Origin of the sequence: Variibacter gotjawalensis, assembly GCF_002355335.1 — a bacterium.
GTDB lineage: Bacteria > Pseudomonadota > Alphaproteobacteria > Rhizobiales > Xanthobacteraceae > Variibacter > Variibacter gotjawalensis.
Map to the genome: position 1 here is coordinate 2,572,715 of NZ_AP014946.1, position 16,618 is coordinate 2,589,332.

Annotated in this window: 15 protein-coding genes; 12 read left to right on the forward strand and 3 right to left on the reverse strand. The window is 62.1% G+C overall.

Annotation, left to right across the window (positions count from 1 at the left end; all coding sequences use genetic code 11):
• Positions 1-61 precede the first annotated feature (61 nt).
• The 9 genes from GJW30_RS12445 to GJW30_RS12485 all read left to right on the forward strand — a co-directional run bounded on the left by GJW30_RS12445 (position 62) and on the right by GJW30_RS12485 (position 10,340).
• A complete protein-coding gene (locus GJW30_RS12445; protein WP_096355773.1) occupies positions 62-736 on the forward strand; it encodes a Crp/Fnr family transcriptional regulator in 675 nt (224 codons plus the stop codon).
• A gap of 161 nt (positions 737-897) precedes the next feature.
• Positions 898-2,871, forward strand: coding sequence for an AMP-binding protein (locus GJW30_RS12450; protein WP_197703724.1), 1,974 nt, complete (start codon positions 898-900; stop codon positions 2,869-2,871).
• Positions 2,868-3,668: an ABC transporter ATP-binding protein gene (locus tag GJW30_RS12455; RefSeq protein WP_096355775.1), complete on the forward strand. Its 801-nt coding sequence runs from the start codon at positions 2,868-2,870 to the stop codon at positions 3,666-3,668. Before GJW30_RS12450 ends, GJW30_RS12455 begins: the two co-directional genes overlap by 4 nt.
• A gap of 204 nt (positions 3,669-3,872) precedes the next feature.
• Positions 3,873-4,829: a branched-chain amino acid ABC transporter permease gene (locus GJW30_RS12460; RefSeq protein ID WP_172887585.1), complete on the forward strand. Its 957-nt coding sequence runs from the start codon at positions 3,873-3,875 to the stop codon at positions 4,827-4,829.
• A gap of 3 nt (positions 4,830-4,832) precedes the next feature.
• Complete coding sequence (locus tag GJW30_RS12465) at positions 4,833-5,909, forward strand: branched-chain amino acid ABC transporter permease (protein ID WP_096355777.1); 1,077 nt, start codon at positions 4,833-4,835, stop codon at positions 5,907-5,909.
• Between the two features lie 128 nt (positions 5,910-6,037).
• Positions 6,038-7,366, forward strand: a complete 1,329-nt coding sequence (locus GJW30_RS12470; protein ID WP_096355779.1) for an ABC transporter substrate-binding protein — start codon at positions 6,038-6,040, stop codon at positions 7,364-7,366.
• A gap of 66 nt (positions 7,367-7,432) precedes the next feature.
• Positions 7,433-8,278: an ABC transporter ATP-binding protein gene (locus GJW30_RS12475; protein ID WP_096355781.1), complete on the forward strand. Its 846-nt coding sequence runs from the start codon at positions 7,433-7,435 to the stop codon at positions 8,276-8,278.
• 66 nt (positions 8,279-8,344) lie between these two features.
• Positions 8,345-9,034 (forward strand): zinc metallopeptidase, encoded by a 690-nt coding sequence (locus GJW30_RS12480; protein ID WP_096355783.1) that lies wholly within the window; start codon positions 8,345-8,347, stop codon positions 9,032-9,034.
• A gap of 76 nt (positions 9,035-9,110) precedes the next feature.
• A complete protein-coding gene (locus GJW30_RS12485) occupies positions 9,111-10,340 on the forward strand; it encodes a phenylacetate--CoA ligase family protein (RefSeq protein WP_096355785.1) in 1,230 nt (409 codons plus the stop codon).
• 136 nt (positions 10,341-10,476) lie between these two features.
• On the opposite strand, the gene GJW30_RS12490 is transcribed toward GJW30_RS12485, so the two are convergent.
• Positions 10,477-12,009, reverse strand: a complete 1,533-nt coding sequence (locus tag GJW30_RS12490) for a bifunctional metallophosphatase/5'-nucleotidase (RefSeq protein WP_096355788.1) — start codon at positions 12,007-12,009, stop codon at positions 10,477-10,479.
• A gap of 86 nt (positions 12,010-12,095) precedes the next feature.
• Here GJW30_RS12490 and hemH point away from each other — a divergent pair, with 86 nt between their 5' ends.
• The 3 genes from hemH (at position 12,096) to GJW30_RS12505 (ending at position 14,783) form a co-directional block, all read left to right on the forward strand.
• Positions 12,096-13,136: a ferrochelatase gene (hemH, locus tag GJW30_RS12495; protein ID WP_096355790.1), complete on the forward strand. Its 1,041-nt coding sequence runs from the start codon at positions 12,096-12,098 to the stop codon at positions 13,134-13,136.
• Between the two features lie 146 nt (positions 13,137-13,282).
• On the forward strand, positions 13,283-14,272 hold the full coding sequence (locus GJW30_RS12500) for an SPFH domain-containing protein (RefSeq protein ID WP_096355792.1): 990 nt from the start codon (positions 13,283-13,285) through the stop codon (positions 14,270-14,272).
• Positions 14,273-14,339: 67 nt separating this feature from the next.
• The gene (locus GJW30_RS12505) at positions 14,340-14,783 is read left to right on the forward strand and encodes an NfeD family protein (protein ID WP_096358804.1); all 444 of its coding nucleotides are present in this window, start codon (positions 14,340-14,342) and stop codon (positions 14,781-14,783) included.
• 142 nt (positions 14,784-14,925) lie between these two features.
• Here the strand turns inward: GJW30_RS12505 and GJW30_RS12510 are convergent, their stop codons facing one another.
• Together GJW30_RS12510 and GJW30_RS12515 are read right to left on the reverse strand one after the other, a co-directional pair.
• Positions 14,926-15,264, reverse strand: a complete 339-nt coding sequence (locus GJW30_RS12510) for a hypothetical protein (protein ID WP_245408501.1) — start codon at positions 15,262-15,264, stop codon at positions 14,926-14,928.
• A 146-nt stretch (positions 15,265-15,410) separates the two neighbouring features.
• On the reverse strand, positions 15,411-16,526 hold the full coding sequence (locus GJW30_RS12515) for an NAD(P)H-dependent flavin oxidoreductase (RefSeq protein ID WP_096355794.1): 1,116 nt from the start codon (positions 16,524-16,526) through the stop codon (positions 15,411-15,413).
• Positions 16,527-16,618 lie beyond the last annotated feature (92 nt).

Here is a 16,618-nt window from a genome sequence, read left to right on the forward strand (position 1 = left end):
CGGAGAGTGGCAATGCCGACGCGCATTGGCTCGAGGCTATCGTGCTGAAAGGCTTTGGATTTTGATCACGGCTGAGCATTTCCGGCGGATCGCATATTGGTCGCGCGACCTCGAACACGGCGAGTTTGAGCGCGCCCGTGCGGGGATTATCGAGAAAACCTATCAACGGGGCGCTTACATTTGTCACCGCGGCGACGAGATGGAGCACTGGACCGGTCTCGTGTCCGGCCTCGTGAAGGTCTCGACCGCCTCGCTGTCCGGTAAGAGCGTCAGCCTCGCCGGGATGCGCGCCTGTGGCTGGTTCGGGGAGGGCAGTGTCCTCAAGGGCGAGGCGCGGCAATACGATCTCGTTGCGCTGCGCGACACGCGGCTGGCGCTGATGAACCGCGCGACCTTCCTCTGGCTGTTCGACAACAGCGTCGCGTTCAACCGTTTCCTGGTCTGGCAGCTCAACGCGCGGCTCGGCCAATTCATCGCGCTGGTCGAATACGATCGCTCGCTGGAGGGGAAGGCGAGGCTCGCGCGGACCATCGCGTGGCTGTTCCACCCGACGCTCTATCCGGACGCCGGCGCCAAGCTCGACATCACACAAGAGGAGATCGGCTTGCTGTCCGGGCTCTCGCGGCAGGTGACCAATAAGAGCGTCGCCGAGCTGCAGGACGAGAAGCTGATCGAGGCGGATCGCGAGAGCATCACGGTGCGCGATCTCGACGCGCTGCGCCGCTACGGAGAGTAGCCGGTCAGGTCAAAGAGAGTCGGGGAGCCGCCTGAAGCGGCATCAATACCCAACATGTGACCGCTTGTCTGTCAAGCAACCCCTTGCGGCGTGAGGGATTCGCTGCGAATTGTTGCGGACGATCAAAGTGCGCGACTAACGCGCCGTCATGGGAGGAAAGCTTGGCGATCAACGCCGGCAAAGAGGACACGTTCCCAAAGCTGCTGCTGCGCAACGCTGCGCGGTGGGGTTCGCGTCCTGCCATCCGTCATAAGGATCTCGGCATCTGGCAAGCCTGGACCTGGGGCGAGGCGCTCGATCATGTCCGCGCCTTTTCGATCGGCCTCGAAAGCCTTGGCTTCAAGCGCGGCGATAAGCTTGCAATCATTGGCTACAACCGTCCGAAACTTTACTGGGGTATGGCTGCCGCGCAGGCGCTCGGCGGCGTCCCGGTGCCGCTTTATGCGGACTCGGTCGCCGATGAGATGGCCTACGTCCTCGAACATTCCGAGGCCGAAATCGCGTTGGTGCAAAACCAGGAACAGGTCGACAAGGTGCTGTCCATCTCGGATCGCCTGACGCGGCTCACGACCATCATCTATGACGAGCCGCGCGGCTTGCGCGACTACGACCACAGCCGCCTGAAATCCTTCGAAGACGTCGAAAAGATCGGCCGCGACATTTTGGCGCGCGATCCTCAAGCCGCCGAGAAATGGCTCGGCACCATAGCGCAAGGGAAGGGCAGCGACCTCGGCATCATGCTTTATACGTCCGGCACGACGGGCCGGCCGAAAGGCGTGATGCTGACGCAGGACAACATTCTGATCTCGGCCGCCAACGGTAACGCGTTCGACAAGCTCGACGAAAACGAAGAGGTGATCGCGTATCTGCCGCTCGCGTGGGTCGGCGATCACATCTTCTCGTATGCACAGTCATACACGGCCGGCTTCTGCGTCTCATGCCCGGAAAGCCCCGAGACTGTCGTCGAGGATCGCCGCGAGATCGGCACGACCTACGCGTTCGCGCCGCCACGCGTCTACGAAAACATCCTGACGCTCACGATGGTGCGCATGCAGGATGCGAGCAAAATGAAGCTCCGCATGTTCGATTACTTCATCGAACACGCGCGCAAATACGGCGAGAAGATTCTCAACGGCGAGAGCGTGCCGCTCGGCGCGCGGTTGAAGTACTGGCTCGGCAACATTCTGGTTTACGCGCCGCTGAAGAACCGCTTCGGTCTCTCGCGCGTGCGCGTCGGCTACACGGCGGGCGAGGCGATCGGACCGGAAATTTTTCGCTTCTTCCGCTCGCTCGGCATCAACCTGAAGCAGCTCTACGGTCAGACCGAAGCATCCGTCTACATCACGGCACAGCCGGACGGCGAGATTCTCGCCGACACGGTCGGCAAGCCGAATATCGATGTCGACATCCGCATCGCCGACAACGGCGAAGTGCAGTTCCGCTCGCCCGGCGTGTTCCAGGGCTACTTCAAGGAGCCGGAGAAAACTGCCGAAACCAAGACCGAGGACGGCTGGGTGCGCACCGGAGATGCCGGTTTCATCGATCCGAAAACCGGACACCTCAAGATCATCGATCGCGCGAAGGATGTCGGCAAACTCGCCAACGGCAATCTGTTCGCGCCGAAATACATCGAGAACAAACTCAAGTTCTACCCGAACATCAAAGAGGCGGTGGCCTTCGGTGACGCGCGCGACTTCGTCACCGTGATGTTGAATATCGACCTGACCGCGGTGGGCTCATGGGCCGAGCGCAACAATGTCGTCTACGGCTCCTATCAGGAGCTCGCCAACCATCCGCTCGTCTACCAGATGATCGAAAAGCACGTCGACGAGGTGAACGCTTCGCTCGCGACCGAGCCAATGATGGCGGGCGCGCAAGTGAAGCGCTTCCTCATCCTGCCGAAGGAACTTGAAGCCGACGACGGAGAATTGACGCGCACGCAAAAAGTTCGCCGCGGTTTCATCGGCGAGCGTTACGAACCGCTCGTCACCGCGCTCTACAATGGCTCGCACAACGCGCACATCTCGACCGAAGTCACGTTCGAGGACGGCCGCAAGGGCAAGATCGAAGCCGACGTGAAGGTGAGCGATGTGAAAATCGTGCCGGCTGCCGCCGCGATGGAGAAGGCCGCATGAGAGGGCCGAGCGAAGGCGACGCGAAGGCACGCGAGGTATTGCTCGAGGTCGAGAATGTCTCGCTGCGCTTCGGCGGCGTTAAGGCAATCACGGACGTCTCGTTCGATATTCGTAAAGGCGAAATCCGCGCGATCATCGGACCGAACGGCGCCGGCAAGACGTCGATGCTTAACGTCATCAACGGCTTTTACCACCCGCAGGACGGCCGCATCACCTTCAAGGGCGAAACGCGCCGCCGCATGCGCCCGCACCGCGCGGCCGAAGGCGGCATCGCGCGCACGTTCCAGAACGTCGCGTTGTTCAAGGGCATGTCCGTGCTCGACAACATCATGGCGGGCCGCACGCTCAAGATGAAGTCGAACTTCTTCTGGCAGATGTGGCGCTATGGCCCGGCCATGAAGGAAGAGGTCGAACATCGCCACAAGGTCGAAGAGATCATCGACTTCCTCGAGATCGAACACATCCGGCGCACGCAGGTCGGCAAGCTGCCCTATGGCTTGCAGAAGCGCGTCGAACTCGGCCGCGCGCTCGCGATGGAGCCGGAACTGCTGCTGCTCGACGAGCCGATGGCCGGCATGAACCTCGAAGAGAAAGAGGACATGTCGCGCTTCATCGTCGATGTTAACAACCAATACGGCACGACGATCGCGCTGATCGAACACGACATGGGTGTCGTGATGGATCTTTCCGATCGCGTCGTCGTGCTCGAATACGGCCGCAAGATCGCGGACGGAACGCCGGACGAAGTGAAAGCCAATCAGGCGGTCATCGACGCCTATCTTGGCGTGGCGCATTGAGAGGTATGGGATGAACACGCTCACCTCATACTCCGCTCATTTCAGAGCTGGTCATTCCGGGGCGCGATGCGCGAAGCGCGAGCGAGCCCGGAATCCATATCCCCTGTGCATGCGATTCACACCGGGGTTATGGATCCCGGCACTCGCCGTTTGCTGCGCAAATGCGCTCGGCCGGGATGACGGCCGCCATTGGAGCGCGCGCTGATGGACATTCTCTACAAAATCTTCATCGACCCTTTCATGCAGATGGGCGGCGCGCCTGATCTGCTCATCCAAGTGCTGTGGGAAGGGCTTGTCGGCGGCGTGCTCTACGCGCTCATCGCGCTCGGCTTCGTGCTGATCTTCAAGGCATCCGGCGTGTTCAACTTTGCGCAGGGCATCATGGTGGTGTTCGCCGCTCTGACGCTCGTCGGTCTTTACGAGAAGGGCGTGCCGGCTTTCCTTGCGCTCGCGCTCACCGTCGGCGTGATGTTGCTGCTCGCCTACAGCGTCGAACGCATCGTGCTCAAGCCGCTGGTCAACCAGCCCGACATCATCCTCTTCATGGCAACGTTCGGGCTGACATATTTCCTCATCGGCCTCGGTGAGCTGATTTTCGGCGGCAGCCCGAAGCAGATGATCGCGTCGCAGCTCTACCTGCCGAAAGGCAGCATCGACATCCCGATGTTCGGCGGCTCCGTGATGCTGCAGAAGATCGACATCGCGGCGGCCATCATCGCGTCTCTGATGGTCGCGGGTCTTGCACTGTTCTTCCAATACACGCGCATTGGCCGCGCGTTACGCGCCGTCGCGGACAGCCACAAGGCTGCGCTTTCGGTTGGCATATCGCTCGAGCAGATCTGGGTCATCGTTTGGTTCGCGGCCGGCATCGTCGCGCTCGCCACCGGCATCATGTGGGGCGCGCGCTCCGAGGTGTCGTTCGCGCTGCAGATCATCGCTTTGAAGGCGCTACCAGTGCTGATCCTCGGTGGCTTCACGTCGATCCCCGGCGCGATCGTCGGTGGTCTCATCATCGGCGTCGGCGAGAAGATTGGCGAATTCTACTGGGGCCCGCTGCTCGGCAACGGCATCGAGAGCTGGCTTGCTTACATGATCGCGTTGGCGTTCTTGCTGTTCCGCCCGCAGGGGCTGTTCGGCGAAAAGATTATCGAACGGATTTAATCGATGCTGTACCGCGAAGCCGGCCAATACAAAACGAGCTACCAGTCTGATCAGGCGATCTTCCCGATCCGCCAGGATCGCATCGGCCTCGGCATCATCCTGTTCATCGCGTTCGTCGTCATCCCGGTCTTCGGCAACGACTTCCTGATCAACGCCGTGATGATCCCGTTCCTGATCTTCTCGCTCGCCGCAATCGGGCTGAACATCCTCACGGGCTACACTGGGCTGCTGTCGCTCGGCACCGGCGCCTTCATGGGTGTCGGCGCTTACGCTTGCTACAAGCTCACCACGATGTTCCCGAACGTGAACATCCTCGTCTGGGTGATCTGCTCGGGCTTCTTCTCGGCTGCCGTCGGCGTGCTGTTCGGCCTGCCGTCGCTGCGCATCAAAGGCTTCTACCTCGCGGTCGCAACGCTCGCCGCGCAGTTCTTCCTCGACTGGTGCTTCATCCGCGTGCCGTGGCTCTACAACTACAATTCGTCCGGTGCGATCCAGGTGCCGGAGCGGCGCTTCCTCGACATGCTGATCTCGGCGCCGAACGGGCAGCCGGTCGTGCGCTATCTCATCGTGCTCTCGATCGTGGTCGTGATGACGTGGATCGCGTCGAACATCATTCACGGCCGCATCGGCCGCATGTGGATGGCGGTGCGCGATCAGGATCTCGCCGCCGAACTGATGGGCATCCGGCTTCTGCCGACGAAGCTCTCGGCTTTCGCGGTGTCGTCGTTCTATTGCGGCGTCTCCGGAGCGCTGCTGGTGTTCTTCTGGTACGGCGCGGCGGAGTCGGACGTCTTCAACGTCAACCAGAGCTTCCAGATTCTGTTCATGGTGATCATCGGCGGCCTCGGCAGCCTGGTCGGCTCGTTCTTCGGCGCCGCGCTGATCTTCATTCTGCCGATCGTGTTGCGCTACGTGCCGAGCATGCTCGGCCTGCCGATCCAATCGGCGACCGTCGAACATCTGACCTTCATGATTATTGGCAGCATGATCATCTTCTTCCTGATCGTCGAACCGCACGGCCTTGCGCGGCTCTGGCAGATCGCGAAACAAAAACTGCGCGTGTGGCCGTTCCCTTATTAGGACCGCCACGCCGAACCAATCCCCGCCGCCCTGGCAGGCGAACGGGTTTCTGATCCACCGTAAGGCGGATCGCTAACGAGCTCCGGAGCCTACGCCAGGTTCACGTAGCCTAACGAAGGGAGGAACGAATGCGCTTCAGGCACCTCGTTCTCGGCGTCGCCACTGCGGCAACCATCGGAGCTCCGGCTCTGATCGCCTCCGCACAGGCGCAGGAAATGTACATTCCGCTGCTGACCTACCGGACCGGCCCGTTCGGCGGCTCCGGTACGCCGGTCGCCAACGGCATGTCCGACTACTTCAAGCTGCTCAACGAACGTGACGGCGGCATCGGCGGCGTGAAGATCGCCATCGAGGAATGCGAGACCGGCTACGACACCAAGAAGGGTGTCGAATGCTACGAGCAGACCAAGGGCAAGAACCCAGTGATCATGAACCCATGGTCGACGGGCATCACGCTGCAGCTGATCCCGCGCGCTTCGGTCGACAAGATTCCGATCCTCGCGATGGGCTACGGCCTCTCGGCTGCCGCCAACGGCGATATCTTCCCGTGGGTCTTCAATCCGCCGGACACGTATTGGGATGGCGCTTCGACCTTCATCAAGCATGCCGGCACGACCGAAGGTGGCATGGAGAAGCTGAAGGGCAAGAAGATCGGCCTCATCTATCTCGACGCACCATACGGCAAGGAGCCGATCCCGCTGCTCGAAACGCTGGCCAAGCAATTCGGCTTCGAGCTCAAGCTCTATCCGGTGCCGGCTGCCGAGATGCAGAACCAGTCGTCGCTGTGGCTCAACGTGCGCCGCGATCGTCCGGACTGGATCTACATGCAGGGCTGGGGCGCGATGAACCCGACAGCCGTCAAGGAAGCCGCGAAAATCAACTTCCCGATGAATCGCTTCGTCGGCGTTTGGTTCGCGGGCGGTGACGACGACGCGCGCGCGGGCGGCGATCAGGCGAAGGGCTACGGCCAAGTCGCCTTCAACGCCGGCGGTGCGAACTTCCCGATGTTGCAGGACGTGATCAAGCACGTCGTCGACAAGGGCAAGAGCTCGGGTCCGAAGGATAAGGTTGGCGAGATGCACTACAACCGTGGCATCTACAACTCGATCCTGATGGCGGAGGCGATCCGCACCGCGCAGCAACTCACCGGCAAGAAAGTCGTCACCGGTGAAGACGTGCGTCGCGGCCTCGAGAACCTCAACATCACCGAGGCACGCCTTAAGGAAATCGGCGCTGAAGGCTTCATGTCGCCGATCCGCACCTCGTGCCAGGACCACAGCGGTCACCACAAGCTGTTCATCGCGACGTGGGACGGTACGAAGTGGGTGAAGTCCAGCGACTGGGTCGAGCCGATGAAGACCGAAGTCCGCGCGCTGATCGACAAGGAAGCGCAGGACTACGCGCAGAAGACCACCGGCTGGCCGAAGCGCACCGAGCCTTGCGACAAGGCTTCGTAACGCAATGAGAGTGGGGCGCGTGACATGCGCGCCCCATTTTCGCTCCATGACGAAAGACGGAAAAGCATGACCGCAGCGCTGGAAAATACGCCCGCCGCCGCACCGGCCGAAGACAACATCCTCACGGTGAACAACATCGAGGTTGTCTACGACCACGTGGTGCTGGTGCTCAAAGGCGTGTCGCTCGATGTGCCGCGTGGCGGCATCGTCGCGCTGCTCGGCGCCAACGGCGCCGGCAAGACGACCACTCTCCGCGCTGTGTCCAATTTGCTGCACGCCGAGCGCGGCGAAGTCACCAAAGGCTCGATCCTCTTCAACGGCGAAGAGGTGCAGGACTTAACGCCGAACGAACTCGTGCGCCGCGGCTGCATTCAGGTGATGGAAGGTCGCCACTGCTTCGGCCATCTCACTATCGAAGAAAACCTTCTGACCGGGGCGTTTACCCGCAAGGACGGCAGCGCCGCGATCAAGCGCGACCTCGAACAGGTCTATACCTACTTCAAGCGTCTGCGCGAACGCCGCACCTCGATGGCCGGCTACACCTCGGGCGGCGAACAGCAGATGTGCGCGATCGGCCGCGCGATGATGTCGCGCCCGAAAATGATCCTGCTCGACGAACCTTCGATGGGTCTCGCGCCCCAGATCGTCGAGGAAATCTTCGAGATCGTGAATACGCTCAATCAGAAGGAAGGCGTGTCCTTCCTGCTCGCCGAGCAGAACACCAACATGGCGCTGAAATATGCGCAGTACGGCTACATTCTCGAAAACGGGCGCGTCGTGCTCGACGGCGAAGCCAAGATGCTGCGCGAGAACGAGGACGTGAAGGAATTCTACCTCGGCGTTTCCGAGGGCGAGCGGAAATCGTTCCGCGACGTCAAACACTACAAGCGCCGCAAACGCTGGTTGGCGTGAGGTTATCGTTTCGTCGTATTTCCGCGAGATGCCGGGACCTTCGCGAAAGTACATGAGAGAAATCGGATGGTCGTACTCGCCCTCATCGGCATCTGCTTGGCCCTGGCCGTATTGTTCGGTCCGTCATATTGGATCAAGCACGTCCTCAAGGTGCACGGCGTCGATCGTCCCGATCTGCCCGGCACGGGCGGCGAACTTGCGCGCCACTTGCTTGACGAAGCCGGCCTCAACGACGTGAAACTCGAACTCACCGACCAGGGCGATCATTACGATCCGGAAGACCGCACGGTTCGTCTCTTGCCCGAACATATGGCGGGCCGGTCGGTGACGGCCGTCGCGGTTGCGGCACATGAGGTGTCGCATGCGGTCCAACATGCGCGCGGAGAGCGCGCGTTCGCAACGCGCCTCGCGCTGGTGAAGAATTTCGGCTGGATCGACAACGTTGCGATGATGATCCTGCTGGCGTCGCCGATTCTGTTCGCGATCGTGCGCGCGCCGATCATTCTGGTGCTGCAGCTCGCGCTCGGCGTTGGGCTGCTCGGTATCCGCATTATCATCCATCTCGCGACGCTGCCGGTCGAGTTCGATGCGAGCTTCGGCAAAGCGTTGCCGGTGCTCGAGCGCGGAAAATATCTCGCCGCCAACGACATGCCGGCAGCGCGCGGCGTCCTGCGCGCTGCTGCGTGGACGTATGTCGCGGCGGCACTCTTCACTCTCGTCGATATCGCGCGCTGGCTGCGCGTTCTCAGGTTCTAGCGAGCATGGCCAGGAAAAGTGGTGGCCGGTTTTCCGTCCGGTCTTGCGAGAATAAAAAGACTGAAAGGTTCGTCCGATGAGCGAGTTCTTTGACACTCTTGAGCACCAGTCCGAAAGCGCGCGCGAGCGCATGCTGTTTGGCGGCCTGCCGACTGCGGTCGCGCATGCGCTGAAGGCCGAGGGTTGGAAGCGCCATCTCGGCGATATCGATCCGCGCGAGGTGCATTCGCGGGGAGCGCTCGCGAAGCTGCCGGTGCTGCGTAAGTCTGACTTGCCGCGCCTGCAAAAAGAACATCCGCCGTTCGGCGGCTTCAACGTGACGCCGCCCGGCAAGGCGAAGCGCCTCATGATGTCGCCAGGGCCTATCTTCGAACCCGAAGGCCACGCGGCCGATTTCGGTCAAGCCGCGCGCGCATTGTTCGCGGCCGGCTTCCGCAAGGGCGATGTCGTCCACAACACGTTCGGCTATCACTTCACACCGGGCGCGTTCATTCTGGAGTCGGCAGCGCACGCACTCGGCTGCGCCGTGATCGCGGCCGGTGGCGGCAACACGGAAGGCCAGCTCGACGCTATCGAGCACTTCAAGCCGAGCGGTTATATCGGCACGCCGGACTATCTGAAGATACTGCTCGACAATGCGCAGAAGGCAGGACGCGATGCGTCCTCGATCAAGCGCGGCCTCGTATCTGGCGCGGCATTGCCGGCATCGCTCCGCAAGGAGCTCGGTGATCGCGGCGTCAACGTTCTGCAATGCTACGCGGTCGCCGAGACCGGCGTCATCGCTTACGAGAGCGCCGCGAAGGAAGGGATGATCGTCAACGAGAACATCATCGTCGAGATCGTGAAGCCCGGCACCGGCGACCCAGTGCCGAATGGCGATGTCGGCGAGATCGTCGTAACGTCCTTTAATCCCGATTACCCGATGGTGCGTCTGGCGACCGGCGACATGTCGGCGGTGCTGGCTGGTGCGTCTCCTTGCGGGCGCACCAACACGCGCATCAAGGGCTGGATGGGCAGAGCCGATCAGACCGCGAAGGTGAAGGGCATGTTCGTGCGGCCCGATCAGATCGCCGAGATCGCCAAGCGCTTCCCGCAACTCGGACGCCTGCGTCTCGCCGTCACGCGCAACGGCGAGCAGGATGCGATGACGCTGCATGCGGAATCGTCGCGCGACGACGGCTTGTCGCAGTCGCTTGCCGAGACGCTGCAGTCGGTGACGAAACTGCGCGGCGACGTGAAACTCGTCGCGCCGGGCTCGCTGCCGAACGACGGCAAGGTGATCGCCGACGAGAGACCGGTGGGTTAGCGCCTTAAATTCAGTACTCCGTCATGGCCCGGCTTGTCCGGGCCATCCACGTCTTTCTTCTTGGCAAAATCAGACAAGTCGTGGATGGCCCGCATAAAGCGGGCCATGACGACGGAGTGTGGCGCGGCGTCGTCGCCTACGAACTCACCATCCGCCCCTCGACACCCACACGCACCGTCCCGAGCTTCGCGATGTAGTTCATCACCTCGGTCGCGAGCAGCGGCGCGTCCTTGTCGGGCGTGATGCGCTTCGCCTCGGCGAACTCGGTATACGAGTCACCGCCGCGTGCGAGGAAGTCCAAGATCGCGACGCGATAGACACGATTCTCGTCGAGCGGCGCGCCGGCGACCGACATCTTGATGATCCGATTGCCGGGCGGGCGGGACACCTGAAACTCGACATGCATGCCGGAGACCTGTGGGAAGCGGCCGGTCGCCTCCGGCAAGCGCGATAGTCCGTTCTCGATCGAGGCTTTCAACGCGCGACCCGTCATCTCGACGACGACGACTTTGTTGTTGAACGGAAGTTCCGCGAAGATGTCCTTCCGCGTGATCTCGCTGTCGCGCGGGTAAATTTTGCCAGAACGAATACCGCCGCCGTTGATCACCGCGCAGTTGGAACGCGTCGTGATGCGCATCGCGTCCGCGAACAGATTGCCGATCGCGGCTTCGCGCGTGCGCACGACGCCGTTGCGGCTATCGAGTTCGACCGCCGTGCGGCCGACCGGAACGTCCATCTGGCTGGTGAATTTCGACTGCAATACCGCGACCGCCGCCGCGACCTCGGGGTCAGGCACGACATCGGCGCTGTCGATCATCCGCACCTTCGGCCACCAGCGCGTTCTGCGCTCGCCGTCGTGTTCGCGCACCGAAATATCGAGATCGAGGATCGTGATGAAGAACCCGTCGTAGCCGGATTCCGTGATGATGTTCTCGCCGTCGTAGTTGTAATAGAGATCGTGCGTGTGGCCGGTGAGCAGGATGTCGGTCGCGCGATCGAACTGCAGCTTGATCGCATCGCCGCGATCGCAATGGAGCACGCCGATCGTGAAGTCGGCGCCGTCCTTGCGCAGCTCGCGTCCCTGCGCCTTCGTGACATCGACGGTCGACTCGAACTTCAGATCTTCGGGCGAGGACATGCGCGGCGAGTGATCGTAGGCGAGGCCAGTGAGGCCGACCTTCACGCCATCGAACGTGAACATCGCGCGGTCTTTGTGATTGGGCAGGGGCTTGCCGTCGGCGTCGCGCAGGTTCGCGCCGTAGAGCGGGAAACTCGCCTCGCTCATGCGCTTCAGAAAGACCGCCTTGCCGAAGTCGAACTCATGATTGCCGGCAACGAAGATATCCGGCCGGATCATGTTGGTGAGTTCGATGATGTGCGCGCCCTGGTCGAAGCCGGAGAGCGGAGAGGGCGAGAGCGTATCGCCGCCATGAGCGAAGATGACGTTGCCGCCCTTGGCGCGCTCCTGCTTCACAACGGTCGCGAGCCGCGCGAAGCCGCCGCGCGGCTTGCCGTCCGCCAGCACCTGATCGCCCATGATGTAGATGTCGTTGGTCAGGATCAGCGTCAGCTTCGTCTGTGCGGCCGTCTGGCCCCAGGAGGGGCGCCAGCCCGTGACCGTGGCGACGAGAGAGGAAAGGGCGGTAACGAAAATACGGCGATTAAGCATCGGACGACGTGACCACTCCTGAACCGGAATAACAAGCTTTCGGGCGTCTCTTCCTATTAGGCACTCGAAAGGTTAGAGCAAGTCGAATGAATGCCGCATCTTCGCCATTGCCCCAAGGCCATCCCCCAGTTGCGCCGCGCCGCGTCGGCGTGCTGGTAGTCAATTTGGGCACGCCGGACGCCACCGATTACTGGTCGATGCGGCGTTACCTGAAGGAATTCCTCTCGGATCGTCGCGTGATTGAAGAAAATCGCGTGAAGTGGTGGCTGATCCTGAACGCCATCATCTTGACGTTCCGTCCTGGCCGGAAAGGCAAGGACTACGACAAGATTTGGGACCGCGAGCGCAACGAGTCGCCGCTGCGGACGATCACGCGCTCTCAGGGCGAGAAGCTCGCCGCGGTTTTCGCGAACAATCCGGACGTGATGGTCGATTGGGCGATGCGCTACGGCAATCCGTCGATCCCCTCGCGCCTGCAGGCGATGCAGAAGGCCGGATGCGACCGCATCCTGCTGGTGCCGCTCTATCCGCAATACTGCGCCGCGACCTCCGCCACGGTCTGCGACAAGGCGTTCGATGCGCTCAAAGAGATGCGCTGGCAGCCGGCGCTCCGCGTCGCGCCGCCGTATCACGACGACCCGGTCTATATCGAAGCGCTCGCTGTTTCGATGGAGCAACAACTCGCGAAGCTGAGCTTCGAGCCTGAAGTCATCCTCGCGTCGTTTCACGGCGTGCCGCAGGACTATCTCGACCAGGGCGACCCGTATCATTGCCAGTGCGCCAAGACGACGCGGCTGCTGCGTGAGCGCCTCGGCATGTCGGCGGACAAACTGCGCCTGACTTTCCAGTCTCGTTTCGGCATAGCCGAATGGCTCAAGCCCTACACGGACGAAACCGTGAAGGCGCTGGCGGCAGGGGGCGTCAAAAATCTCGCGATCGTCACGCCGGGATTCTCCGCGGATTGCTTGGAAACGCTGGAGGAAATCGCCGGCGAGAATGCCGAGTATTTCCACCACGCCGGCGGCCAGAACTTCGCGGCGATCGCCTGCCTCAACGACACGCCCGAAGGCATGCGCGTGATCGAGAGCGTCGTCCGGCGCGAGCTGATGGGCTGGATCAACAGCTAACTGTCCGGCCTGCTACCACAATTCGGCGCGAATCGTGCCATTGTTCCGGGAATTTCGTGGTGGATGAACCACGACACAATTCGGCGCGACTAATATCCGCCCGCATGCCGCCATCCTGGCGGTCGCGCTGTCCTTGAGAGGGAACAATGGAGACCGGCTTGAGCGTCTTCGTCATTGTATTTTTCGTCCTCGCCATCATCACGCTGTTCGCCGGCGTCAAGCAGGTGACGCAGGGCTACAACTGGACCGTCGAGCGGTTCGGGCGCTACACGCGCACGCTCTCGCCGGGCCTGAACGTGATCGTGCCGTACTTCGATCGCATCGGTCACAAGATCAACATGATGGAGCAGGTGATCGAAATTCCGCAGCAGGAAGTCATCACCAAGGACAACGCGACCGTGACGGTCGACGGCGTCACCTTCTATCAAATCTTCGACGCCGCTAAGGCGAGCTACGAAGTCGCCAACCTCGATCAGGCTATCATCACGCTCACGATGACGAACATCCGTTCGGTCATGGGCTCGATGGATCTCGACCAGGCACTCTCGCATCGCGACGAGATCAACGAGCGCTTGCTGCGCGTCGTCGATCAGGCCGTCTCGCCGTGGGGCGTGAAGGTCAACCGCATCGAAATCCGCGACATCGTTCCGCCGGCCGATCTCGTCGCATCGATGGCGCGTCAGATGAAAGCGGAGCGTGACAAGCGCGCCGAAATTCTCACCGCCGAGGGCATGCGTCAGTCCGCGATCTTGAAGGCGGAAGGCGAGAAGCAGTCGCAGATCCTCGAAGCCGAAGGCCGCAAGGAAGCTGCATTCCGCGACGCCGAGGCGCGCGAACGTACGGCCGAAGCCGAAGCGAAAGCGACCGCGATGGTGTCCGAAGCGGTCTCGCGCGGCGACGTCTCGGCGCTGAATTACTTTATCGCGGAAAAGTACCTGAACGCTTTCGGCAAGCTCGCCGAGTCGCCGAACCAGAAGATCCTCATGCTGCCGATCGAAACGGCCGGCGTGCTCGGTTCTCTCGCCGGTATCGGCGAGATCGCCAAGGCGACCTTCGGTGGTGCCGACGCCGGCCGCGTTGCGGGCGGTGGCCCGGCGCCGCGTCCGACCGGGCCGGCGTCTCCGCGTCAGAGTTGATTCGGTCGGGTGTAGGGTAGATATCCACTAGCGGCGGCCGCTCGTAGCGGCCGTCATGGAGCCAAAAATGTTCGACTACATGGCCGGACTTGGGACCTGGAACTGGTTCATCCTGGGTGTCGTGCTGATCATTCTCGAAGTGCTGGTGCCGGGCACGTTCATGCTTTGGCTCGGCATCTCGGCGCTCGCCGTCGGCGTCATCGCGCTTGCCGTGACGATGACCTGGCAGGTGCAGGTGCTGCTGTTCGCGATTCTCTCGATCGCGTCGGTCTTCCTGTGGCGCAAGCTGCAGGGCAGCAACGACCACGTCAGCACGCCGACGCTCAACCGCCGCGGCGACGCATTCATCGGGCGCACCTTCACGCTCGAAAAGCCGATCGTTGACGGATTGGGCTCGGTGCGGGCCGGCGACGGCGTCTGGATGGTGCGCGGCCCCGATACACCGGCCGGCTCACGCGTGAAGGTTGTCTCGTCCGACGGCGGCGCACTGACGGTCGCGCCGGAAGCCTGAGCATTTTCAAGTGAAGTGGACACCGGTTCACGTCAAGAAAATGCGACCACTCAAAAACTTAGAGCCCACGCTTTGATTCTATCAAAGCGTGTTGGCTCTGAGCGCCAAAAGAAAACGGGGCCCGAAGGCCCCGCTCGATTGACTATCGGCGACCACGCCCGCCGCCACGGAAACTACCACCGCCGCGGTACCCGCCGCCACGATAGCCGCCGTTCCAGCCGCCGCGATAACCGCCGCGCCAGCCGCCGCCGTAGAAGCGCGGGCCGCCGCCGTAATAATAGCCTGGGCCGCCGTAGTAGTAATTCGGGCGCCATCCGCAATTGCCCCACGGATCACACACCCAGCGGACCTGCTCGGTATTTCCGGCTTCGCGCGCCGCCTTGCCGAGACCGGCGGCCGGCATCGCCGAAGCCGAAGCCGCGCCGAGCGTCGCCGCTACAAAAGCCGCGCCGATAGTTTTGCCCAAAGTCAAAATTCTCATTTCCATTCTCCACGTTGAAGCAACGTATGGCGACATGATGCCGCATCAACAATGGCCGCAGTTTGAACAGCGCGTACAGAATCCCTTCATGTGCATGACATTTTCGCAATGTTGCGGCGCACTCGGTTGCCGAAAAAGCATGGAACCTAATCGGCCTCCGTCATCAGCGCGTCCATGCGCTGCATCGTATCGACGAATTCGTCGAGCATCGTGTAGACGACCTGCCGCGTTGACTGCGATTCATTCATCTCGCCGACGATCTGGCCGACCGGGCAGGTGAGCCAATCCACCGCTCGCGCGCGTTCGATGCGCAGGCGCGACTCCGCCATGACGGCCGTCTGCAGCGGCAGCGGCGCGGTCGAAGGTGCGTCGGGCTGATCCCACGCCTCGGTGAGTTTGCTTTTGAGGATGCGGCACTGCTTTCCGGTGCGCGCGAAGCTCTGATACGCGTCCCTCGTTTTCGCTTTGAAGAGCTGTGCCTTCATGTCGGCGGTGAGATCGCTCTCGGTGGTGCCGAGCCAAATCGAGCCGCACCAAATGCCTTCCGCGCCGAGCGCGAGTGCCGCCGCCATTTGTCGGCCGCGACCTATGCCGCCAGCGGCGAGCACCGGTATCGGCGCGACGGCATCGACCACCTGCGGCCACAAGATCATCGACGTGACGTCGCCGGTGTGCCCGCCGGCCTCCATGCCTTGCGCGATGATGAGATCGACACCGGCCTGCACATGCTTGCTCGCATGCTCGACGCTTCCGACCATCCCGCCGACGCGAATGCCGCGCGCTTGCAGAGATTCCACCATCTCGCGCGGCGGCGCGCCGAGCGCGTTGACGACGAGCTTGATGGGAAATTCGAGCGCTGTCTCGATCAGCCGCTCGGCTTGCTCGCGCGTGAAATTGATCTTTTCGATCTCGTCTTTGATCAGCTCTTCGGCCGCGCCGGGCGGCAGCGGCGGAATGCCGTGCGCGTCGAGATAGGCGCGCAGATAATCCGTCTGCTCCGGCGGAAGGTCGGCCGCCGTGATGCTGCGTTTCGCGATCTTCTCGTACTTTGCCGGCAGCAGAACGTCGACGCCGTAAGGCTTGCCGTCGACGTGGCGATCGATCCACTGCAGTTCTTCGCGCAACCGTTCGGGCGTGTAGTAAGCGCAGCCGAGCACGCCAAGCCCGCCCGCCTTCGACACCGCGGCGACGACATCGCGGCAATGCGAGAAGGCGAAGATCGGCAGATCTATGCCGAACATCTCACACATCTTCGTTCGCATGGCGTCGCCTCCTTTTATGTTGTTCTGAATTCGGGATAGCATCGCGTCGAGGGAAAATCACGTCACGTGAGACGCGCGTTACGTCTGACGAA